At 46.2% G+C, this 22,771-nt stretch carries 23 protein-coding genes and 2 pseudogenes; 22 read left to right on the top strand and 3 right to left on the bottom strand.

Annotated elements, in window-relative coordinates; all coding sequences use genetic code 11:
• Positions 1-87: 87 nt before the first annotated feature.
• Positions 88-903 carry a bifunctional hydroxymethylpyrimidine kinase/phosphomethylpyrimidine kinase gene (locus NSU16_RS18965; RefSeq protein WP_024123277.1) on the bottom strand — a complete coding sequence of 272 codons (816 nt, stop codon included), beginning with the start codon at positions 901-903 and terminating at the stop codon, positions 88-90.
• 144 nt (positions 904-1,047) lie between these two features.
• Here NSU16_RS18965 and NSU16_RS18960 point away from each other — a divergent pair, with 144 nt between their 5' ends.
• The 5 genes from NSU16_RS18960 to NSU16_RS18940 all read left to right on the top strand — a co-directional run bounded on the left by NSU16_RS18960 (position 1,048) and on the right by NSU16_RS18940 (position 4,183).
• Positions 1,048-1,386, top strand: coding sequence for a PadR family transcriptional regulator (locus tag NSU16_RS18960; protein ID WP_010332341.1), 339 nt, complete (start codon positions 1,048-1,050; stop codon positions 1,384-1,386).
• Entirely contained in the window at positions 1,379-2,014 is a 636-nt protein-coding gene (locus NSU16_RS18955; RefSeq protein WP_339191726.1) for a permease prefix domain 1-containing protein, read from the top strand. Before NSU16_RS18960 ends, NSU16_RS18955 begins: the two co-directional genes overlap by 8 nt.
• 48 nt (positions 2,015-2,062) lie before the next feature.
• Positions 2,063-2,590: a hypothetical protein gene (locus NSU16_RS18950; protein ID WP_339191725.1), complete on the top strand. Its 528-nt coding sequence runs from the start codon at positions 2,063-2,065 to the stop codon at positions 2,588-2,590.
• A gap of 95 nt (positions 2,591-2,685) precedes the next feature.
• Positions 2,686-3,492 carry a glycosyltransferase family 2 protein gene (locus tag NSU16_RS18945; RefSeq protein ID WP_339191724.1) on the top strand — a complete coding sequence of 269 codons (807 nt, stop codon included), beginning with the start codon at positions 2,686-2,688 and terminating at the stop codon, positions 3,490-3,492.
• A 13-nt stretch (positions 3,493-3,505) separates the two neighbouring features.
• Positions 3,506-4,183 (top strand): uracil-DNA glycosylase, encoded by a 678-nt coding sequence (locus tag NSU16_RS18940; RefSeq protein ID WP_268444621.1) that lies wholly within the window; start codon positions 3,506-3,508, stop codon positions 4,181-4,183.
• 24 nt (positions 4,184-4,207) lie between these two features.
• On the opposite strand, the gene NSU16_RS18935 is transcribed toward NSU16_RS18940, so the two are convergent.
• Complete coding sequence (locus tag NSU16_RS18935) at positions 4,208-5,578, bottom strand: aldehyde dehydrogenase (RefSeq protein ID WP_339191723.1); 1,371 nt, start codon at positions 5,576-5,578, stop codon at positions 4,208-4,210.
• 166 nt (positions 5,579-5,744) lie between these two features.
• Here NSU16_RS18935 and NSU16_RS18930 point away from each other — a divergent pair, with 166 nt between their 5' ends.
• The 3 genes from NSU16_RS18930 to NSU16_RS18920 all read left to right on the top strand — a co-directional run bounded on the left by NSU16_RS18930 (position 5,745) and on the right by NSU16_RS18920 (position 7,838).
• Positions 5,745-6,062, top strand: a complete 318-nt coding sequence (locus tag NSU16_RS18930) for a YwdI family protein (protein WP_010332334.1) — start codon at positions 5,745-5,747, stop codon at positions 6,060-6,062.
• 19 nt (positions 6,063-6,081) lie between these two features.
• The gene (locus NSU16_RS18925) at positions 6,082-7,404 is read left to right on the top strand and encodes a purine/pyrimidine permease (protein WP_168749039.1); all 1,323 of its coding nucleotides are present in this window, start codon (positions 6,082-6,084) and stop codon (positions 7,402-7,404) included.
• Between the two features lie 62 nt (positions 7,405-7,466).
• A complete protein-coding gene (locus tag NSU16_RS18920; protein WP_010332332.1) occupies positions 7,467-7,838 on the top strand; it encodes a DUF423 domain-containing protein in 372 nt (123 codons plus the stop codon).
• A gap of 47 nt (positions 7,839-7,885) precedes the next feature.
• Here NSU16_RS18920 and gerQ read toward each other — a convergent pair whose 3' ends face one another.
• On the bottom strand, positions 7,886-8,443 hold the full coding sequence (gene gerQ, locus NSU16_RS18915; RefSeq protein WP_010332331.1) for a spore coat protein GerQ: 558 nt from the start codon (positions 8,441-8,443) through the stop codon (positions 7,886-7,888).
• Positions 8,444-8,763: 320 nt separating this feature from the next.
• Between gerQ and spsA the strand changes: the two genes are divergently transcribed.
• From spsA to NSU16_RS18845, 14 genes and pseudogenes are all read left to right on the top strand, one after another.
• Positions 8,764-9,534: a spore coat dTDP-glycosyltransferase SpsA gene (spsA, locus tag NSU16_RS18910; protein WP_339191722.1), complete on the top strand. Its 771-nt coding sequence runs from the start codon at positions 8,764-8,766 to the stop codon at positions 9,532-9,534.
• A gap of 4 nt (positions 9,535-9,538) precedes the next feature.
• Positions 9,539-10,963 carry a CDP-glycerol glycerophosphotransferase family protein gene (locus NSU16_RS18905; RefSeq protein ID WP_326218576.1) on the top strand — a complete coding sequence of 475 codons (1,425 nt, stop codon included), beginning with the start codon at positions 9,539-9,541 and terminating at the stop codon, positions 10,961-10,963.
• A gap of 2 nt (positions 10,964-10,965) precedes the next feature.
• A pseudogene (locus tag NSU16_RS18900) lies at positions 10,966-11,310 on the top strand (DegT/DnrJ/EryC1/StrS family aminotransferase); the annotation flags it as partial.
• Positions 11,311-12,180: a GNAT family N-acetyltransferase gene (locus tag NSU16_RS18895; protein ID WP_339191721.1), complete on the top strand. Its 870-nt coding sequence runs from the start codon at positions 11,311-11,313 to the stop codon at positions 12,178-12,180. It begins immediately after the preceding pseudogene.
• Positions 12,180-12,347 (top strand): annotated as a pseudogene (locus NSU16_RS18890) (spore coat protein); the annotation flags it as partial. The gene NSU16_RS18895 and the pseudogene NSU16_RS18890, both read left to right, overlap by 1 nt.
• A gap of 199 nt (positions 12,348-12,546) precedes the next feature.
• Positions 12,547-13,284, top strand: coding sequence for a sugar phosphate nucleotidyltransferase (locus NSU16_RS18885; protein ID WP_010332325.1), 738 nt, complete (start codon positions 12,547-12,549; stop codon positions 13,282-13,284).
• Positions 13,285-13,286: 2 nt separating this feature from the next.
• Positions 13,287-14,234 carry a dTDP-glucose 4,6-dehydratase gene (rfbB, locus tag NSU16_RS18880; protein WP_339191720.1) on the top strand — a complete coding sequence of 316 codons (948 nt, stop codon included), beginning with the start codon at positions 13,287-13,289 and terminating at the stop codon, positions 14,232-14,234.
• 13 nt (positions 14,235-14,247) lie between these two features.
• Entirely contained in the window at positions 14,248-15,099 is an 852-nt protein-coding gene (gene rfbD, locus NSU16_RS18875) for a dTDP-4-dehydrorhamnose reductase (RefSeq protein ID WP_168749032.1), read from the top strand.
• Positions 15,092-15,547, top strand: coding sequence for a dTDP-4-dehydrorhamnose 3,5-epimerase family protein (locus tag NSU16_RS18870; protein WP_010332322.1), 456 nt, complete (start codon positions 15,092-15,094; stop codon positions 15,545-15,547). Before rfbD ends, NSU16_RS18870 begins: the two co-directional genes overlap by 8 nt.
• A 328-nt stretch (positions 15,548-15,875) precedes the next feature.
• On the top strand, positions 15,876-16,340 hold the full coding sequence (gene bslB / locus NSU16_RS18865; protein ID WP_010332321.1) for a biofilm surface layer hydrophobin BslB: 465 nt from the start codon (positions 15,876-15,878) through the stop codon (positions 16,338-16,340).
• Positions 16,341-16,519: 179 nt separating this feature from the next.
• Positions 16,520-17,794: a glutamate dehydrogenase gene (gene rocG / locus NSU16_RS18860; protein WP_010332320.1), complete on the top strand. Its 1,275-nt coding sequence runs from the start codon at positions 16,520-16,522 to the stop codon at positions 17,792-17,794.
• A gap of 232 nt (positions 17,795-18,026) precedes the next feature.
• Positions 18,027-19,574 (top strand): L-glutamate gamma-semialdehyde dehydrogenase, encoded by a 1,548-nt coding sequence (gene pruA, locus NSU16_RS18855; protein WP_268471594.1) that lies wholly within the window; start codon positions 18,027-18,029, stop codon positions 19,572-19,574.
• 71 nt (positions 19,575-19,645) lie between these two features.
• On the top strand, positions 19,646-21,346 hold the full coding sequence (locus NSU16_RS18850) for a M20/M25/M40 family metallo-hydrolase (RefSeq protein WP_339191719.1): 1,701 nt from the start codon (positions 19,646-19,648) through the stop codon (positions 21,344-21,346).
• Positions 21,346-22,758, top strand: coding sequence for an amino acid permease (locus NSU16_RS18845; RefSeq protein WP_339192726.1), 1,413 nt, complete (start codon positions 21,346-21,348; stop codon positions 22,756-22,758). The genes NSU16_RS18850 and NSU16_RS18845 overlap by 1 nt, the downstream gene beginning before the upstream one ends.
• Positions 22,759-22,771 lie beyond the last annotated feature (13 nt).

Below are 22,771 nucleotides of genomic sequence, written 5' to 3'. Positions count from 1 at the left end.
GGCTGCCGATGTGATCGGCAGTTTTTTCTGTGAAAAATCTCCGAGAATATAAAAAAGGCTGCCTCTCCGGAAGGCAGCCGATTTTGCTTAAGATTGCTTATTCAGGCGCAAAGCAGAATGCTTCGTAGGTCCGACATACTGATTCAGCGGGAAGGACTCTTTAATCGCAGCAGTAATAAATTCTTTTGCCGCGTAAATTGCTTCTTTGACTTCCGCGCCTTTCGCGAGTTCTGCTGTCACCGCTGCGGAGAACGTACAGCCGGCGCCATGTGTATAAGGCGTATCAATCATTTCACTTTCAAGGACTTCCGCTGTTTCTCCGTCATATAGAACGTCTACAGCTTTTTCGTGCTTCAGCTTGCCTCCGCCTGTAATCACAACATATTGAGCGCCGAGGGCGTGGATTTTTTTCGCCGCTTCTTTCATGTCTTCAATCGTTTTTAATTCACCCATGCCGCTGAGCTGGCTGGCTTCGAACAGGTTTGGCGTAATCACGGTAGCGAGCGGTGCCAATTGTTCACGCAGGGCTTGCGCGTGCTCCGGATAAAGAACCTCATTTGCCCCTTTGCATACCATAACCGGATCAATCACGACGTTTTGCAGTTGTTTTTCTTTGATCGTTTTCGCCGCAAGCTCGATAATCTCAACGGTTGGCAGCATTCCCGTTTTCATGGCGTCCACACCAATGCCGTCTACAATCGTTGCGAGCTGTGCGCGAATCGTGTCTGGATCGATCGGAAAGACTTGATGATCCCAGCTGTTGTTCGGGTCCATTGCAACGATCACCGTTAAGGCTGTCATCCCATATACGTTTTTTTCTTGAAATGTTTTTAAATCAGCTTGAATTCCCGCGCCGCCGCTGGAATCGGAGCCGGCAATCGTGAGTGCTTTATGCATAGACATGTGTTGAACCTCCATCAATGTTTTATATCTCATTATAGTTAGATTTTCTGCTTATCACAATACGAAAGGTTTATAGGAATCAATTGACAGTTTCAGGGTGATTTCGTACAATGCTACATAAGAAAACTAGGTAGGGGTTTTGTCATGTTAAATCGTGAGCTGATTAAGGGCAGCACTGTGATATTGGTATTAACGCTCCTGAATGAGAGGCCGATGTATGGCTATGAGCTTGTAAAAGAGATGGGAAGCCGCAGCGATAATGAACTGCAGATGAAAGAGGGAACATTGTATCCTTCCCTTCATAAACTTGAACGGCAAGGATATATTTCTTCATATTGGGAGAAGCAGGAGAAAGGCCCGGATCGTAAGTATTATCGGATTACAGAAGACGGCAGAGAGATCCTGGCAGAGCGCACAAAGGAATGGAGCGTGTTTTCAGCTATGATGGACCGAATGCTGAAGCGGGGCGGACAGAATGGATAAAGAGACTTATATATATAAAGTGAAAAACGGGCTTAAAGGGGTTTCTGATAGTGAAGCGATGATCGAAGAGATCGAAAACCATATTGAACACCACTTGTTTTACTCCATTCAAGAGGGGAAGAGTGAGGCGGAAGCCATGGAATGTTTGGTTCGGGAATTTGGCACACCGGATGAGATTGTATCTTCCTTTCAGAAAGAACAGCCTGTATCCGCCCGTACGTTTTTATTATTCCATCTATTCTGCAATAGTGCTTTATTTGCAGCAGGTATTACCATTACAGTATTGCATGCATGGTTAGAATCTCCCTTTGTTCATGCAGTGTGGAAAGGCATTTCTGTTTCTGTGTGGCTGATTTTAGCTGCTTATATTCTCTATTGGGTCCTGATTGGGTACCAAGGCGTCAGGGAGTTCGGGCAACGCGGTGAACGGCTTGTTTTACATACGATTCTTATTTCTATGGTGCCGAACGTTATTTTTATGTTTGTTTTTCTGTTTGATCTAGTTCCTGCTGCGCTGTTTCAATCCTTGCTGACACCTTGGTTTATAGGGGCGTGTGCTTGTGCTACGCTGTTATTTCCGGCGTGCGGGCGAATAGGCTGTTATTTTGGCAGGCGCCAGCTTGCCTGATTTTTTAGGTATCTACATAGGAATTCTATGTAATGAAGGGGGATTGTCATGAGACTCGGCTCTTGCTTATATGGTTTTGTTATTCATGTGGCTGTATTTTTGTTTGTGGGTGCCTCCATCCTTTTGGTTATGGCTGTGTCCGTACCGCTTGTTTTTTTGTTCGATAGGATGCCAGATGTTGTTTTTACTGCTGGTGCAATCGTTTTTCTATTATTATTCTATTCTATTGGCTGGTTTTGGGCACTCTGGATTGCTTGCCACCAACGCATGCGTCTGTTTGATGTTCAATTGGGGTCCTTTGTTTTGCTGGCCTTGTTGATTGGTTTGTTCTTGTCAGATGGAACGAGTGTTTCTGAAATTGTGAGAGATTGGGACGATGCAGGCTGTGCTTTTGTTCCGCCGGCATTCACTTTTTTGTGCCTTTCTTACGCATTGGTGCTGCTGCCGGTCTATCAATCTAAGCTATGGCATCTCGTCCTGCCGAATGGCGTCCGCCTGAAAGATGTCGTTCGTGTATGTGGAGAGCTGATGCTGATTATGGTGCTTCTGGTAGGCGTCACTTTGCTGTTTCTGTAGTTTCCATTTCACAGTTCGGTAGGATATTCCCACTGATCTCCCGTCAAATATATGTTTTAATAGTACATGACTATGAAAATGAGAAGGAGAGCATCATGAAGATTTCTATCGTAATTGTGACCTATAATCGGATTCCGGCTTTGTGTGAGCTGCTGGAGTCGATTTCACAGCAGACTATGAAGCCGTATGAAGTCATTATTGTCAATGATGCCGGGGAGTCGGTTGAGCAGGCCAAAGCACTGTATCCGGAGCTGCCGATTGCTGTGATTGATTTAGAAAAGAACTCAGGCCATGTGGCAGCGAGAAATGCGGGTGTCAAAGAGGTATCAGGCGACTGTATCATGCTTTGTGATGATGATGATTTCTTCACGCCGGGCCATCTGGAAAGAATGGCGAAGGAAATGGAAACGGCAGATTTCGTTCATTCTGATGCCGAAATTGTGTCGTTTGAAGAGAGGGAAGGGACAAGATATCCGATTTCGCGGAAGTTATTTGCGTATACCGCTGATTATGAGGATATGAGAGTGTTCTCGACCTACGTGCCGTCGGGCAGCATGTACAGACGTTTCCTGCACGATGAGATCGGGTATTTCGATGCTGATGTGCATAATTATTGGGACTGGGATTTTTACTTGCGTGCAGCGAAGGATTACCGGGTCAAGCGTGTGCCTTGTGCCAGTGTGATATATGCCTTCAGTGACGCGGGGGACAATCAGTCCGCAGACCTTGGCGCCAAGCGGAAGCAATATTTGGATCGTTTAAGTGAGAAGCACGGACTAGGGGAACTGCCGACGAAAAACTTTGCCATCCTGCTTGAAGAGCCTGACATGAAGAGGCGGGAAGCACAAAGTGAGATTGTTTGGGATGGCAAACCTGTCTATTCCAGACTTCATCGTTCGTAAGGAGGTTTGCATCTTGAAACAGCTTTTGCAGGACAGCTGGTGGGAACAGCTGAAGGAAGAGTTTGAAAAACCGTATTATCTAGAGCTGAGAGAAATGCTGAAGCGGGAATACATGGAGGAGACGATCTATCCGGACAGCCGCGATATCTTTAATGCGCTGCACTACACGCCGTACGATGATGTCAAGGTGGTTATTCTCGGTCAAGATCCGTATCATGGACCTGGACAGGCTCAAGGCTTAAGCTTCTCCGTAAAGCCGGGTGTGAAGCAGCCGCCTTCATTGAAAAATATTTTTCTGGAGCTTCAGGATGATATCGGCTGCAGCATACCGAATCACGGGTCGCTCGTCAGCTGGGCGAAGCAGGGGGTTCTTTTGCTGAATACCGTGCTCACAGTGCGGCGCGGGCAGGCGAATTCCCATAAAGGAAAAGGCTGGGAGCGGCTGACTGACCGGATAATTGACGTGCTGAATGAAAGAGAGCGGCCGATTATTTTTATACTTTGGGGCCGGCATGCCCAAATGAAAAAAGAACGAGTCGACACGTCCAAGCATTTTATTATTGAATCGACGCATCCCAGCCCGTTTTCAGCAAGAAACGGATTTTTTGGCAGCAAGCCATTTTCGCGGGCAAATGCCTACTTGGAGAAAATGGGGGAAACTCCGATTGATTGGTGTATAAAGGATTTATAAAAAGCGCAGATGACCTGCGCTTTTTTATTTGAGTATTTTCCGTATCAAACGCAGGCCGTTTTTGGATGATGGATAACGGAAAGCGAAGTCGAAGCGGTTCGTTTGCTTGACGACGCTTTTTTTGTGCGTAAATGTGTTAAAGCTGTCAAATCCGTGATAGCTGCCGATTCCGCTATCTCCCACGCCGCCGAATGGCAAATACGGTGTCGCGACATGCATCAACGTATCGTTGACACAGCCGCCGCCAAACGACAGGTTTTCTATTATCTCTCGTTCAATTGTTTGGTTTGTTGTAAACACATACAGGGCAAGCGGCTTGGGACGCGACTTGACTTTCTCAATGACTTCATCGATGCCGCGATATGTAAACAGCGGAAGAATGGGTCCGAAAATTTCCTCTTGCATCACTGGGGAATCATCTGTGACTTGACCGAGAATGGTCGGCGCTATTTTGTGGTGCCGGTGGTCTGCTTGGCCGCCAATTAGCGCGACGCCGTCTTTCAGAAAGCTCAGCAGCCGCTGATAATGGCGTTCACTGACGATTTTGCCATAAGACGGATTCAGTTCGGGCTGCAGTCCGTAAAACTCACCAATGACACGCTTCATTTCTTCCGTAAGCTCTGTTTTGATGTCTTCGTGAACGAGCAAATAATCCGGTGCGATGCAGGTTTGGCCCGCATTCGTAAATTTCCCGAAAACGATGCGTTTGGCGGCAAGCTTGATGTCAGCATCTTTATGGACGATGCAGGGACTTTTTCCTCCGAGCTCTAAGGTGACGGGAATTAATTGTTTGGCCGCCGCTTCCATGACAACTTTTCCTACGGCCACGCTTCCAGTAAAAAATATGTAGTCAAACGGCTGCTGTAATAGAGCTGTGCTGATGTCCGGCCCGCCTTCCGCCAAAGCGACGTAATCACCTGGAAAAACGTCACGGATGAGAGCGGAAAGAACAGCCGAAACAGCTGGCGTATATTCTGAGGGTTTGAGAACGACCGTGTTCCCGGCCGCAATGGCTCCGATCAGCGGAGAAAGCGCCAGCTGCAGGGGATAATTCCATGGCGCAATCACCAAGACGGTGCCATACGGCTCGGGGAAAATAACACTTTTGGAACCAATATGGGTCAATGGCGTTTTGACTCTTTTCGGCTTGGCCCATTTTTTCAGCCGTTTCATCACAAAGCTGATTTCCTCAAGAACAATGCCGATTTCCGTTGTGTACGCTTCTTGTTCAGATTTGTGAAGATCCTGATAGAGAGCGGCTGTGATGTCCGCTTCATACGCTTTGATGGTGTGTTTCAGCTTCTTTAAGACGTCCAGTCTTGAGTCAATTGATTTCGTATGCCCTGCCGCGAAAAATGCTTGATGGCTGCTGACAATCGAGGGGATGCTGTTCATAATCTCTCTCCTTCCTGCAGGTCATGGTGATTCATTATGTGAAAATTGGCTTCTGTTTGTCAAATGCGAGATTCCTGTCAGAAAAAATAACAAACTCATATCTGCGTTTGCGGCAGGAATTTGATAAAATGCAGGGAGACTACATTTTATTTTTGGAGGATTTTTTATGAACATTCATATATCCGCTTTGATTCAGAAGATGGAAGAGGAATTGAAGAAAGCAAAGACGGCCGAACATGATGAGGAGCTGAAGCGCCACGTGGCCGTCGTCCGTTCTTTGTGCGACGTCGTGCTGGATCAGCCGGAGACGGGGAGCACGCCGCGCATTCAGCCGAGTGTTACGGCAAGTCCGTCGGCGCCGCCTTCAACAGACCAGCTGCTGATGGAAAAAATGATGGGCAGCGCCGGATTAAACAAGTATCGGAAGCAGGAAAAAGATAAGCAGGAAGAGGATGGAAACGGAGAGTCTTTATTTGATTTTTAATCAGAAAGGTTGAGCTTACGTGAAATTGGTTCTTGGCGCTCTGCAATGGGCAGCGTTTATGATTGCCGCGGCGATTGTTGTTCCGGTGGCGGTTGCCCAATCGTTTCATCTGGATCATTCAGATTCTGCACGGCTGATTCAAAGCACTTTTTTTGTATTGGGAATTGCCGCAGTTATTCAGTGTTTGAAAGGGCACCGGCTGCCTATAAATGAAAGCCCTGCCGGCTTGTGGTGGGGAGTGTACACAATCTACGGCGGCCTGACCGGAACGGTGTTTGCGACATATGGCGAAACACTGCGCGGCTTGCAGGGGGCGCTTCTTGTAAGCGCTGTATGTTTCTTTTTGTTAAGTGTCTTTAAGGTCATTGATCGGCTTGCTGCCTTGTTTACTCCGGTTGTGACAGGGGTCTATTTGCTGCTGCTCGTCATGCAGCTGAGCCAGCCGATTATAAAAGGGCTTCTTGGCATCGGCTATTTAAAAGACAGCGTGGATGGTCTTGTATTTGGCCTGGCGCTGGTTGTCGTCGCCGCGGCTTTTATCATGTCAAATTCTAATATCGTTTTTTTAAAGCAATATTCTATTTTATTGGCTCTTTTCGGCGGATGGGTGCTGTTTGCGGCTGCGGGTGTTGCAAAACCGATCGAATGGCCAGATCGGCTGTTTCAGCTGCCATCTCTGTTGCCGTTCGGTGCCCCATTATTTAACAGCGGCCTAGCCATCACATCGGTTTTTATTACGATTCTGCTGATCGTTAACATGCTGGCAAGTATGAAGGTTGTGGACATTGCGGTGAAAAAATTCGGGAAACAGACGGATGGGAAGCGTCATGAGCGCCATGCCGGATTTGCGGCTTCATTCAGTCATTTGCTGAGCGGTTTGTCTGGAGCCATTGCACCGGTTCCGATTTCGGGAGCGGCGGGTTTTATTGAAACAACCAAGATGTCTTCTAAAAAGCCGTTTGTTCTCGGCAGTATGCTGGTCGTTTTCATCAGCGTGATTCCGTTTTTTATGAATGCGTTTGCGAGCCTGCCGTCACCCGTTGGGTTTGCGGTAAACTTTGTTGTGTTTTCTGCAATGGTTGGTTTGGCGTTTGCTGAATTTGATTCCTATGAGACATCAGAGCTGAAAAGAGTGCGGGCTGTGATCGGCATTTCACTGCTTACAGGTGTCGGCATTATGTTTGTGCCAGGAAGTGCATTAAAGGATATGCATCCGGTGTTTATTTCTCTGTTAAGCAATGGGCTTGTCTTAGGGACGCTTGCTGCAATAGCGATGGATCAGTTTCAGCTATGGCGCAGGAGAAAATCCGACAATCTCGTGTCATCGGAGAACAAACATTGAATTTTTATACAGGTGCGATATGATAATTGATAGGAGTTTAACGAAAAGGCGGGAGAGAATAGATGAAAGTATTTATCATATTAGGCGCTATTAATGCCATGCTTGCCGTGGGACTCGGGGCATTTGGCGCACACGGATTAGAAGGGAAAATTCCTGATAAATATCTTCAGGTTTGGCACACAGGCGTGCAGTATCATATGTATCACGCGCTGGGACTTTTTGTTGTCGCGTTTCTCGCTGATAAATTATCCGGCATCGGCAGTGTCACAACAGCCGGCTGGCTGATGTTTGCGGGGATTGTGCTGTTTTCCGGAAGCTTATACATCCTCAGCGTGACGCAAATTTCCATTCTTGGCGCAATCACGCCGCTCGGCGGTGTGGCATTCATTATTTCTTGGATCATGATCGTTGTCGCAGCTGTCAAATATCTATAAAGAAAAAAGCCAATCTCTCATATCATGAGGATTGGCTTTTTTTTTCTTTATCTTGGTGAATAGGATGACATCGAGTATGGGTACGTGTATGCAATTTCTTCATCAAAGGTGACGTAATCAAGATAGATCGTCAGCAGAAGGTAGCGGGTTCCTGTTTTCGGATCGCTGATAATAATGTGATCCCGGCCCGCCGCCTCGATGACGCCGCGGAAAATCTTTGATCCCCACTCCTTGCTGTTTTCAAATGTCATATAGATGGTAGCCGTTTTTCCCCTGTTCAGGCGCAGTATATTCTCGATGTATGATTCCTCGACAGGCAGCATGCCGGGAATGTTTTGGCCGCCCGATGGTGTCTGCCCCGATGGAATTTGAAATCCGCCGCCCTGGCCTTGCTGCTGAGTAGGGAATCCGAAGCCTTGCTGCCCCTGCTGCATGGGCATTTGCTGCATTTGTCCCATCGTCTGCATTTGCGGACCTTGCATTGGGCCTTGCATTTGCGGGCCTTGCCCTTGAGGCTGCGGATACGGATTTGCGCCAAATTGAGGAGAATACCCCTGCATATCATATCCCTGCATTTGCTGATATTGGTTTTTTTTCGGTTTCATATCGTTCCTCCTTTTTATGAAAACCATTCAGAACATGTTCCTGATGTATAAATAAACGCTCCGAGATGACTCACCCCCGATGACAAACGATCTTAGTCGCTAGTGCGATTTTTATCTCTTTCACCTTATGAGGCCAAAGCTTGGAATATGCTGAAAAAAAGAACAGTGAGCGTGCCGATTTCTCTGGCCGATCACTGTTTTTTCAATCGATGTACACAATCTTTTCGCATATTAGTCTGTCTTCCTAGCGCAACTTGCGCTTAAGCAACATAAGATAACGTTAGTTTCAGATGTGAAAATTCAAGGAGGAGGTGTAGGATTTGCCGAAAGTCTCAGTGATAATGACGAGCTATAACAAAAGCGATTATGTGGCAAAGTCCATTTCAAGCATACTCTCACAAACTTTTTCTGATTTTGAATTGTTTATTATGGATGACAATTCAAATGAAGAGACGCTGAATGAAATACGTCCCTTTTTGAATGATAACCGTGTGCATTTCTACCAAAGCGATGTATCTGGAGTGAAGGAAAGAACGGAAAAAACGAGATACGCGGCGCTGATCAATCAAGCGATTGAGATGGCGGAGGGTGAGTATATCACCTATGCGACGGATGACAACATCTATATGCCGGATCGGCTGTTAAAGATGGTGCGTGAACTCGATGATCATCCGGAAAAGGCTGTGATCTACTCAAGTTCGAAAACCTATCATTTAAACGAGAATCAAGACATTATAAAAGAAACCGTCAGGCCCGCCAGTCAAGTAACGTGGAACGCCCCGTGCGCAATTGACCATTGCTCGGTGATGCACAGGTATACGGTGCTTGAGAAGGTGAAGGAGGCGTTTGGCTCTTATTGGGATGAAAGCCCGGCGTTTTATCGGATCGGTGATGCCCGGTTCTTTTGGAGAGTCAATCATTTTTATCCGTTTTACCCGCTGGCCGAGGAGCTTGATCTGAACTATATTACAGACCAATCCATTCATTTTCAGCTGTTTGAGTCAGAAAAAAACGAGTTCGTACGGAATCTTCCTCCGCAACGCAACTGCCGCGAACTGCGTGAATCATTAAGAAAGCTTGGAATGGGGTGAGAGTTTGTCGGCCTATTTAAGCAATTATTGGGTGCTGTACCGGAAGTATGCGGAGCTTTTTGACAGGCTTCGCTACAAGGGGATTCCGCTCGGGCTTATCAGTAATTTTTACCAATACATCAGCCCTGAGCTGAGAGTGATGATGGAAGAAGAACCGGAATTATTCGGGCCTGCGGAGCAGCATATCGATGTAGGTCAGATTCAGACGTTCTTTGAAGAGAAAAAACAGAGCATTGCCAAAACAAATGACGCGCCCGTGAAGGGAAAAGTGATCTTGCATTTTGATCACCTTCGTTTTGTAAACGATAATTACTACCAATTTGATCCTGAGAAAACTGCTGTTTTGGCTAGATGGAGTAAGCCAAATTATTGCGATTTGCCTGTGATCAGCAAGCCTGAAGTGGCTGCTTCAAGTGAAAAAGGCGATCCGAAGCCGTATCTTGAAAAAGCTTTTTCAATTCTTTCGGCTTATGATGACCACCCGGCATTCGGTGATCAAGCATTTCGAGAGCGGCTTTTCAAGGATATTCCTTTGTTCATGGAGGCCATTGACACAGTAGATGCTTTATTCACGAAAGAGAACATTTCTGCCGTTGTTGTTGGAACGACAGAAGACATTTACAGCAGGGTGCTCGCTCTGACATGTGAAAGGAGAGGAGCCGTGAGTTTCTGCCTTCAGCATGGAGCGCTGATGGGAGATGAAGCCTTCTTGCCCGTTTTTACAACCTATCAGGCTGTTTTTGGCGCGTATGAAGCTGGTTGGTATCAACAAAGAGGCTGCAAACCAGAACAGATTCTCATAACGGGACATCCCCGCTTTGACGACATTTTCAACAGGACACCTATGGACATGTCAGTATTTTATCGAAAGCTGGCCTTTCACCCGTCTAAAAAAATCGTTTTGATCGCCACACAGCCCTTCTCGGAAGAATTTTATTCAAGTGTGTTAGATGAGCTTTCCACGCAAAAACAACTGCAAATCATCATTAAACCTCACCCGTGGGAAATCGGAAAAAACAAGCTGGATATATATCATGCGGCGGCAAAAAAACATAAAGCATGCAGAATCATCAAAAAAGAGATGGATCTGTACGATATCCTGGCGTATGCAGACGCCGCTGTAACGCAAACCTCAACGGTGGGTCTTGAGGCCATGCTGTTTCAAAAACCCGCACTAATCGGAAAATCGACCGGAAACCGCACGTACCCGTATTACGAGTCTCTTGGCGATTTTATATTTGAAAAGCCGGAGGAATTAGCGCATACCCTGATTGAGGTTCTTCGAAATCCTGCCATGTATCAAAGGGCAGAAGCGGCGCGTCAGTCATTTACGGCTTCCAATTACCCGGTTACTGAGTCAACACTCGCCTTGTTTTCGGCACTGGAAGCGAAAACAGGGGTTGATTACAGGCGGAATCATTCTGAATAACATGGCCGCGTTTGTCAGAGCTGATCACGCCGTTTGTTCAAATGAAGGCCGGCATGCCTGGCATGTATATGTCCTGCAAGCCAATGGAAAGCAGGAGGGTGTCACTCGGAATGAAGTGTTTACGGCTTTAAAGGATGAATACAATATCGGCACACAGTGTTCATGTTATCCCAGTGCATATTCCTCCGTATGATCAAAAGCAATTTGGGTTTAAGGAAACAGACTACCCGCGCGCCATGAATAATTACAAACGCACCCTGTCACTCCCGCTGTATCCATCAATGTCTGACGAAGATGTCAACGGCGTGATTGAGGCCGTGCGGGACACCGCAAAAGGGGCTGGTTAGGTGTATACGATAAAAGAGAATGTTTCCCAAGAGGCAATCATGGAATTTCTCCAAAGCAAACAGATGACGCTTGACGGATCGTATCAATTTTCGCTCGGCCTGTTTGAAAACAGTCAGCTTCAAGGCGTGATGCTGTATGAAGACGCCCTTTGGGAAAGCAAAATGCTTCAGAAAAAAGTCATGAACGTAAAGCTTTTCGCGGCCAACAGCACAGGGCAGCTAAAACAGCTGTTTCAGGCCTTGTATTCTGTTCGGCAAATGGATGAAACAGATTTTGTGTTTGTGCGTGTACCGGCAGAGGATATTGGAGCAGTACATGTCATTCAGCAGCAGCCGTCCTCTTATTTTGTCGGCAGTTTGCTTAAACTGGTGAACACGCCGTCTCCATATGAAAAAACGCCGCCATTTTTTGAACTGGTGCAGCCTGAACCTGGAGACACCGAAGAGATTTGCAAGTTAGCCAGCAATGCATTTGCGAAAAGCAGGTATTTTCACGATCCTTATCTTAGCCGTGAGGCGGCGAACAAAATCTTTCAAGAGTGGACACGAAACAATCTGTCGGGGAGAGCAGATATCAATATTGCTGCTAAATATAATGGAGAGATGATCGGCTACCTGCAAGGTTTATCAAAAGGTGATGAGTATGTGCTTGATTTGATGGCTGTGAAGCCGGGGTATGAAGGCAAGCGTGTCGCGTTTCATTTATTGGCGCATCTCATAGAACAACCGGAGACATTGAAGCATAAAACGGTAACAGCGGGGACGCAGCTTCATAATGTAAGAGCGATCCGCCTATATGAAAGAATGGGATTTACCGCTGTTCAATCGTATTATAATTACCACATTTGGCCGGGCAAGAAGGCGAAATAATGGCGGATTTTCAGATCGCGAACAAAACTGTCGGCAAGCACGCTCCCGTTTTTAATAGTTTCGAGACAGGAATTAATCATGACGGAAAATGGGATCAGGCCTTTGCACGGATTGATGCCGTGGCGGAAGCGGGTGCGGATATCATTAAATTTGTTATTCAAATGTTTTAAGCCAACAAAACGGCGGCCGGAAGACTATCACTTGGTCTCAGTCCTCTATCAAAAAGCAGGCGAGCGCCCTGATGTCTCAGCTGCAGAGTGAATCGGCCTGCCGCTCGTAAATGGAAAAGGAATGAACCGGGTATCACCCATCTATTATGATTTGCTTGATGATAAGATATAAAAATGCATGTAAGGAAGTGTTAATGTGAAAGGTGTCATTTTAGCCGGAGGAAACGGCTCACGCCTTATGCCCTTAACCAAAGCCGTCAACAAGCATTTGCTTCCTGTAGGCCCTTATCCGATGATTTACTGGTCGATAATGAAGCTTGAGGAAGCCGGAATTAAAGAGATTTTACTTATCAGCCAAAAAGAGCACATGCCTCAGTTTTATAAGCTGCTTGGAAGCGGGGAGGAGCTAGGCGTCTCCGTCACTTATCAAGTGCAGCCCGCCGCATCTGGAATTTCAGATGGGTTATCGTATGCAAAACGCTTTACCGGAAAGAAGCCTTTCATTTTATTATTAGGTGATAATATTTTTGAAGATTCATTAAAGCCTTATACGGAGCGATTTCAACAGCAGGGAAAAGGGGCGAAGGTGCTTCTGAAAGAAGTGGATGATCCAGAACGTTTTGGAATTGCTGAGATTGATGAGAAAAACAAACAAATTCGATCCATTATTGAAAAGCCTGCAAATCCGCCGACCAACCTTTGTGTAACCGGCATTTACATGTATGATGCAGAAGTGTTTTCGTATATTGAACAAATATCACCATCAAAGCGCGGCGAGCTGGAAATCACTGATGTAAATAATTTATACATTGAAAACAGCAAGCTGACGTATGATGTGTTATCGGGCTGGTGGGTCGATGCAGGAACACACGAATCGCTTTATCTCGCCTCCCGGCTGGTACATCAGGCTTTACAGAAAGGACAGGACGAATAGTTATGGCAAAATCATATCTCATTACAGGCGGGGCCGGATTCATAGGGCTCACGTTTACAAAGCTCATGCTGAAGGAAACGGATGCGCGCATTACCGTTCTAGATAAATTAACGTATGCCAGCCACCCGCAGGAAATCGAAAAACTAAAGGGAAACAGCCGGTTTCGGTTTGTAAAAGGGGATATCAGCATTCAAGAGGATATTGACCGGGCGTTTGACGAGACCTATGACGCCGTGATTCATTTCGCCGCGGAATCGCATGTAGACAGAAGCATCTCTCAAGCGGAGCCGTTTATCACAACGAATGTCATGGGCACATACCGTCTGGCTGAGGCAGTCTTACAAGGAAAAGCCAAAAAGCTGATTCATATTTCAACAGACGAGGTGTACGGGGATTTAGAAGCGAATGATCCCGCATTTACGGAAACAACGCGGCTTTCTCCCAACAACCCTTATTCCGCGAGCAAAGCGAGCTCTGACCTACTTGTGCTATCGTATGTGAAAACACACAAACTGCCGGCTATTATTACACGCTGCAGCAATAATTACGGCCCATATCAGCATAGTGAAAAAATGATCCCAACGATTATCCGCCATGCAAAACAAGGCTTGCCGGTTCCGCTCTACGGTGACGGGCTTCAGATCAGAGACTGGCTTTTTGCAGAGGACCATTGCCGCGCCATCAAGCTGATTTTAGAAAAAGGAACCGACGGTGAGGTGTATAATATCGGCGGCGGAAATGAACGCACGAATAAAGAGCTGGCGAGTATCATCATGAAACATTTGGGCTGTGAGGAATTGTTTGCTCACGTGGAAGACCGAAAAGGGCATGACCGGCGCTACGCGATCAATGCGTCAAAGCTGAAAAATGAGCTTGGCTGGCGGCAGGAAGTGCCGTTTGAAGAAGGTATTGCGCGTACGATTCGCTGGTATACAGACAATGACCGATGAGAAGGTGATCCGATTGACAAAGGTATTGGTGACCGGTGCGAGCGGACAGCTTGGCTTGGAGCTGTGCCGGCAGCTGAAGCAAGCCGGATATGAGGTCATTGCGTTAACAAAGCAGATGATGAACATCGCCGATCAGCGTTCTGTACGGCATTCGTTCGGGCATTATCAGCCGGATATCGTGGTCAATACCGCCGCGTTTACGTCCGTTGATAAATGCGAGACGGAGCTGGATAAAGCATACTTGATCAACGGTATTGGCGCTTACTACACAGCGCTGGAGTCATCCCGCATCGGAGCGCAATATGTTCATATCAGCACGGATTATGTGTTTGACGGGAAGGGGACCCAGCCATACAGGGAAGACGACCACCTCGACCCGAACACCATCTACGGCAAAAGTAAAAAACTCGGAGAAGAGCTGATCCAGTTAGCAAGAACAGACAGCACGATCATCAGAACATCGTGGGTGTACGGACAAAGCGGCAGCAATTTTGTTCATACGATGCTGAAGCTCGCTGAAACAAAACAAGAGCTGCGGGTTGTGAACGATCAAATCGGCTCGCCGACCTATACGAAGGATTTGGCGGAAGCGGTCATCAAGCTGTTCAGCCATCCGCCGGGCATCTACCATGTCAGCAATTCAGGCATATGCAGCTGGTATGAGTTTGCAAAGGCTATTATGGAAGAAAGCGGGCTGAACACAACGATTACACCTGTAACGACAGAAGAATATGGGAATTCGACACCCCGGCCGGCTTACTCTGTGCTGAGCCACAGGGCTATTGAAGAAGCCGGCATACGACCGCGTCATTGGCGGGATGCTTTACGGGAATATTTGCAGGAAAGGAGCAGTGCTTGTGATTGAAGGAGTCAAGGTGAAGAAACTGACAAAGCATTGTGATGACAGAGGTTTTTTTGCTGAACTGGTTCGCGATGATGAGAACCTCCTTGAGCATTTTGGGCAGGCGTCTTGGTCCAAAAGCTATCCGGGTGTGATCAAAGCGTTTCATTATCACGAGAAGCAGGACGATCTCTGGTTCTTCCCGACCGGCCACGCTCAGGTTGTCCTTTACGACCTGCGGGAGGATTCAGAAACAAAAGGAGAAACCGATGTCTATTATATGGGAGAAGACAACCCGATGCTGTTGTTGATTCCAAAAGGCGTCGCTCACGGATACAGAGTGCTGGGCGAAACGCCGCTAACAATTATCTATTTTACAACAACCTCGTATAACCCTGATCAGCCCGATGAAAAAAGAATCCCATGGAATGATGAGACAATCGGTTTTAACTGGAATACCGAATTTAAATAGATCATAGAGCAGCTATCCATCGAAGATCATCAGGCATCTTCGACTTTTTTTGTCCTGTTTTGTTATCGGGACAAAAGATAGAAATAATAGGCGCATATTTTACTAGATACAGGTCGAAAACAGTCTATTAGAATCTTGTGAAAATGGGATGAATTTATTATTTTCATTTAAGTGTTAATATTCCTAAAAAAGCATTTACTTCCATGGAAATTGGTGATAGATTAATTTTTAAGAAAAAGAATTGGTAATTCGCGAATTACGGGTTAAATGCTTTTTCTGCAGAGGACGCTCTGGCCAAATTCAACAGTGATTTGAGGGGGAAATTGTCATGTTAAAAAGAACTTCATTCGTATCTTCATTTTTCATCAGTTCAGCTGTCTTGCTATCAATCTTGCTTCCTTCAGGCCAAGCTCATGCGCAGTCTGCAACAATTGAGGCAAAAACGATAAACAGTACAAAAGAATGGACAACTTCAGATATTGAAGTGACTTATAAACCAAACGCAGTGCTTTCTCTGGGAGCAGTTGAGTTTCAATTTCCTGACGGATTCCACGCGACAACAAGAGATTCTGTAAATGGAAGAACACTGAAAGAAACACAGATTTTAAACGATGGAAAAACGGTCAGACTCCCGCTTACGCTTGATTTGTTAGGCGCAACCGAATTTGATCTCGTGATGGTGCGCAAAACGCTTCCGCGCGCAGGCACTTACACGATTAAAGGCGATGTAGTAAACGGTTTGGGAATCGGCAGTTTAAATGCTGAAACGCAGCTGGTGATTGACCCTCGTTAATAGGAATAGAAATGATCAGGGGCTGATGTGGTATCAGCCTCTTTTTTGCATGTTTTAAAAACTGGTACGATTCTTGCATGTAGATAAGGGTGAACCCAGTGAAGAAAGGAATTGATCTATTTCAGTTTTTAAAAGCGCTTACATTTTCCTGAAGATAAAATAATGATGAGGTGAAAAACATGTCAGAAAAACAAATTACAAAGGATGAAGAAAAAGAAGCTCTCAATTTATTTCTGTCTACGCAAGCGATCATAAAGGAAGCCCTGCGGAAACTGGGCTATCCGAGCGGAATGTATGAATTAATGAAAGAGCCGATGAGAATGCTCACTGTACGAATTCCGGTGAAAATGGATAACGGCAGCGTGAAAGTGTTTACGGGCTATCGTTCACAGCACAATGACGCGGTCGGCCCGACAAAAGGGGGCGTGCGTTTTCATCCCGAAGTGAATGAAGAGGAAGTAAAGGCATTATCGATTTGGATGACGCTCAAATGCGGCATCACGAATTTGCCATACGGCGGCGGAAAGGGCGGCATTATTTGTGATCCGCGGACGATGTCATTTGGAGAATTGGAACGGCTGAGCCGGGGGTATGTCCGCGCCATCAGCCAGTTAGTCGGCCCCACAAAGGATATTCCCGCTCCCGATGTGTACACCAATTCGCAAATTATGGCGTGGATGATGGATGAATACAGCCGGCTTCGGGAATTCGATTCTCCGGGTTTTATCACAGGAAAACCGCTCGTTTTAGGCGGATCACAGGGCCGGGAAACAGCAACAGCACAAGGCGTAACCATTTGTATAGAAGAAGCCGTTAAGAAAAAAGGAATCAAGCTGCAAAACGCGCGCATCGTCATACAGGGTTTTGGGAACGCCGGCAGTTTTCTGGCTAAATTTATGCATGATGCCGGCGCAAAGGTTATCGGTATTTCGGATGCCCACGGCGGTCTGTACAACCCGGATGGCCTCGATATTCCTTATTTGCTCGATAAGCGGGACAGTTTCGGAATGGTCACCAATTTATTTACAGATGTCATTACAAATGAAGAGCTGCTCGAACAAGAATGCGATATTTTAGTGCCTGCGGCTATTTCAAATCAAATCACAGCCAAAAATGCCCATAACATTAAGGCCTCAATTGTGGTCGAAGCGGCTAACGGGCCGACGACAATCGACGCGACAAAGATTTTGAATGAAAAAGGGGTACTCCTGGTGCCCGATATACTGGCGAGTGCAGGCGGTGTAACGGTTTCTTATTTTGAATGGGTTCAAAACAACCAAGGGTATTATTGGGCAGAAGAAGAGGTTGCGGAAAAGCTGAGAAACGTGATGGTCAATTCATTTGAAACGATTTATCAGACTGCGGCCACACACAAAGTCGATATGCGCTTGGCGGCTTACATGACGGGCATCAGAAAGTCTGCAGAGGCGTCTCAATTCCGCGGGTGGGTTTAGGTGGGGATAATACCTCCCTTCTTCCGCAAAAACATTTTGCTTTTTTTGTTTGCGTATGGATGAAAATCGCAAAGTGATTTTGCACTTTCTATTCACAGAAAGGCAATATGTTTAGATTTCTGACAAATTTCTCTGCGATTCTGCAAGTTTTTTTGTGAAAAGGCGAAGCACTGGTACGAATCTTGCTTTTATCTTTATGAGAAGACATATTACATAACGAGGGGGACTACATATGACCGTTTCATATGCGCACGAACCATTTACTGATTTTAAGGAAGCGAAGCATAAAACAGCCTTTCAAGAATCATTGGCCTTTGTAAATACTCAGCTCGGCAAGCATTATCCGCTTGTCATTAATGGAGAAAAGATCGAAACGGATCGCAAAATTGTTTCGATTAATCCGGCCAATAAGGAAGAAGTGATCGGCTACGCCTCAACGGCTAATCAAGAGCTTGCTGAAAAAGCGATGCAATCGGCGTTACAGGCATTTGAATCGTGGAAAAAACAAAGACCGGAGCATCGCGCGAATATCCTTTTTAAAGCTGCGGCTATTTTACGCGGAAGAAAGCATGAATTTTCAAGCTATCTCGTAAAGGAAGCGGGAAAACCTTGGAAGGAAGCAGATGCTGACACAGCGGAAGCAATAGATTTTTTGGAATACTACGCGCGCCAAATCGTAAAGCTGAAGGACGGGGCTCCGGTAAAGAGCCGGGCAGGCGAGCATAATCAATATCATTATGAAGCGCTTGGCGTCGGCATTGTCATTTCGCCATTTAATTTCCCGCTCGCCATTATGGCAGGAACGGCTGCGGCTGCGATTGTCACGGGGAATACAATTCTGCTGAAGCCGGCAGATGCTGCGCCAGTCGTGGCTGCTAAATTTGTCGAGGTGATGGAGGAAGCGGGTTTGCCAAACGGCGTTCTCAATTACATTCCGGGAGATGGAGCCGAAATTGGTGATTTCTTAGTTGAACACCCTAAAACAAGATTTGTATCATTTACAGGCTCCCGTGCTGTCGGCTGCCGAATTTATGAGCGTGCCGCAAAAGTGCAGCCGGGCCAAAAATGGCTGAAACGCGTGATTGCTGAAATGGGCGGGAAAGATACAGTGCTTGTCGACAAAGATGCTGATTTGGATCTTGCTGCCTCTTCTATCGTTTACTCCGCATTCGGGTACTCAGGGCAAAAATGTTCAGCGGGCTCCCGTGCAGTGATTCATCAGGATGTCTATGATGAAGTCGTAGAAAAAGCAGTTGCGCTGACCAAAACGCTGACAGTCGGAAGTCCGGAAGATCCTGATACGTATATGGGACCTGTCATTCATGAAGCATCCTATAATAAGGTCATGCGCTATATTGAAATCGGCAAGTCTGAAGGCAAGCTTTTGACCGGCGGAGAAGGTGATGATTCAAAAGGCTACTTTATTCAGCCGACGATCTTTGCAGATGTTGATGAACATGCACGCCTCATGCAGGAAGAAATCTTCGGGCCTGTTGCTGCCATCTGCAAAGCGCGTGATTTTGACCACATGCTTGAGATTGCAAATAACACAGAATACGGACTGACAGGCGCTCTGCTGACAAAAAACCGTGCGCACATTGAGCGGGCTCGCGAGGATTTTCATGTCGGAAACTTATACTTTAACAGAGGCTGTACCGGAGCTATTGTCGGCTATCAGCCATTCGGCGGATTTAATATGTCTGGAACAGACTCAAAAGCAGGAGGTCCGGATTATTTAATTCTTCATATGCAGGCGAAAACAACATCCGAAGCGTATTAATTGAGAAAACGGAAATAGTGCGATTGTGTTTAGATCGCACTATTTACATTTTGGGATGAGGGGGATGATGTATGCTCTATACAAAAATCAGTCACATGATGCCGGCTGAACGGATCGAGGCACTGACAAAGTCTCTGGTCAGCCTCAGCAGTGTGAATGGCACCATCGGGGAAGGGACGAAAGCTGATTTTATCAAAGAAGTCATCATGAGCTATCCTTATTTTCAGGAACATCCTTGCCATGTATGGGAGCAGGCTATACCTAACGACCCGTACAACCGGAAAAATATGTTTGCGTTTGTGAAAGGCAGCGGGGAAAGCCGAAATACCGTCATTTATCACGCCCACTTGGATACAGTGGGAATTGAAGATTTTGGACCGCTAAAGGATATCGCTTTTGATTCTGAAAAATTGGCTGAGTATTTCTCCAGCTATGCTTTTGATGAAGACGTTCAGCGGGACGCCAAGTCGGGTGAGTGGATGTTCGGCAGAGGCTCTGTCGACATGCAAAGCGGCATCGCGGTGCATTTGTCCAATCTCCTGCACTTTTCAGAGAACCGCGAAGCATTGCCGGGAAATCTATTATTTATGGCAAATCCGGATGAAGAAAGTCAGCATGCCGGTATTCTCGCCAGTATTTCTGAGCTGAACCGATTAAAAAAGGAGAAACAGATTCAGTATCTGGCTGCTATTAATACCGATTTCATTACGCCGCTATACGATGGTGATTCAACAAGATATATTTACACCGGAGCCGCGGGAAAGCTGCTGCCTTGCTTTTATATATCAGGCCGGGAAGTGCATGTCGGAGATACGCTTGCTGGCATCGATCCAAATCTCATTTCTTCTGAAATCACAAGCCACATCCACAACAATATTCATTTAGCAGAAAAGATTGAAGGCGAATTGGTTCTGCCCCCATCCTGCTTGTACCAGCGTGATAACAAGGAATCCTATAACGTCCAAACCGCCGTCAGCAGCTATTTGTATTTTAATTATTTTATATATGAAAAAACAGCAAAGGAAGTCATGGACCAGCTTACCCAAGTCGCTGAGGAGGCGTGCCGGATCACAAAACAAAAATTATCTGATTATTATGAAGAATATCTAAAGCGAACAAATCTTCCAAAGAGACATTTGTCTTGGGATATTCAAGTCTTCAGTCTGGATCAGTACATGGAAAAGCTAAGAAGCCGCGGTATCGATCCTGAGCAGTGTATAGAGCAAGCATTCAAAGCCAATGAGCATCTTGAACTGCGCATGAGATGTTTTAATGCAATTGAAGAACTCCAAAAACTTGATCCCGATCAGGGCGCAAAAGTCATTCTGTTTTATGCTCCTCCTTATTTACCGCATAACTATTTAAAAGAAGAAAGCACAAGAGACCAGCTATTGCAGCATGTGATCAAAGAAGCGGTGGACAAAACCGCCAAAACGACAGGTGAAACCTTTGTTTTCAAAAAGTTTTTCCCTTACTTGGCAGACGGCAGCTTTTTGTCGCTGCACGAAACCGATGACGAAATTGATTCCTTTATCAGAAACTTCCCGGGGTGGGAGATGATTGGAACCATTCCGTTCAAAGACATACGGAAACTGAACATTCCTTCCATTAACATGGGGGTATACGGCAAAGATGGACATAAATGGACTGAAAGAGTATACAAGCCGTACACATTTCATATATTGCCTGATCTGATACAGCAGACCACTGTTCACCTTTTGCAAAGCTATCGGATGAATATCAGCACAAAAGAGCCGAAGGGAGAAGGATGATGCAGGATCATAAAAATGAATTGCAGCGCAGTATGAAAAGCCGGCATTTGTTTATGATTGCCTTGGGCGGCGTCATCGGCACCGGGCTGTTTTTAGGTTCCGGCTTTACGATCAGCCAGGCGGGGCCGCTCGGAGCGATTGTTGCCTATATGATTGGCGGGTTTTTAATGTATCTAGTCATGCTTTGTTTAGGGGAGCTGGCTGTTGCCATGCCGGTCGCCGGATCGTTTCAAGCTTATGCTGCAAAGTTTTTGGGGCCGTCGACAGGTTTTATGATCGGCTGGCTGTATTGGTTCAGCTGGGCGAATACAGTCGGCTTGGAGCTAACGTCAGCGGGCATTTTGATGCAAAGATGGCTGCCCTCCGTGCCAATCTGGATATGGTGCCTCGTTTTCGGTATCATCATCTTTTTAATTAATGTGCTGTCAGTCAGAAGCTTTGCGGAAATGGAATTTTGGTTTTCGAGCATCAAAGTGACAGCGATCATATTATTTATCGTGATCGGCGGGTGCGCTGTGTTTGGCTTGATTGATTTTAAAGGCGGCCAGGAAACGCCTTTTCTATCTCATTTCATGACCGATAAAGGACTGTTTCCAAATGGTGTGCTGGCTGTTATGTTTACGCTGGTTATGGTCAATTTCTCATTTCAGGGGACGGAGCTGGTCGGAATTGCGGCAGGGGAGAGTGAAAGTCCGGAAAAGACACTGCCGAAGTCCATTCGAAATGTCATCTGGCGAACGCTGTTTTTCTTTGTGCTGGCCATGTTCGTCTTGGTCGCCATTCTTCCGTACGAAACAGCGGGGGTGATTGAAAGTCCGTTTGTAGCGGTGCTTGATCAAATCGGCATCCCGTTTGCGGCTGATATGATGAACTTTGTCATATTAACGGCGATTTTATCTGTTGCCAATTCTGGTTTATATGCAGCCTCGCGCATGATGTGGTCGCTTTCAACAAACAAAATGGGCCCGGCTCTTTTAACCAGACTGACCAAAAAAGGGGTGCCGATTAATGCCCTGATGATTACGATTGGGATTTCCGGCTGTTCGCTGCTGACTAGTGTCATGGCTGCAGAAACCGTGTATTTATGGTGTATATCTATCTCAGGCATGGTGACAGTTGTCGCGTGGATGTCCATTTGCGCCTCGCAATTTTTCTTTCGCAGGCGGTTCCTCGCTGAAGGCGGGAACGTGAACGACCTGGAATTCAGAACACCTCTTTATCCGTTGGTGCCGATTCTTGGATTTGTATTATACGGATGCATATTGATAAGCCTTATTTTCATCCCAGATCAAAGAATCGGCTTGTACTGCGGTGTACCACTCATTATTTTCTGCTATGCGTACTATCATCTGAGCATCAAGAAACGCTTACAAAAAGAACCGCTGAAAAAAGAGCAAACAGAAGCGCAATAGAAAAAGCTCTCCG

The sequence above is a fragment of the Bacillus sp. FSL K6-1003 genome (assembly GCF_037964945.1).
Classification (GTDB): Bacteria; Bacillota; Bacilli; order Bacillales; family Bacillaceae; genus Bacillus; species Bacillus mojavensis.
Note: the sequence above shows the minus strand (reverse complement) of the source record. Positions and strands in the feature narration are given on the sequence as shown.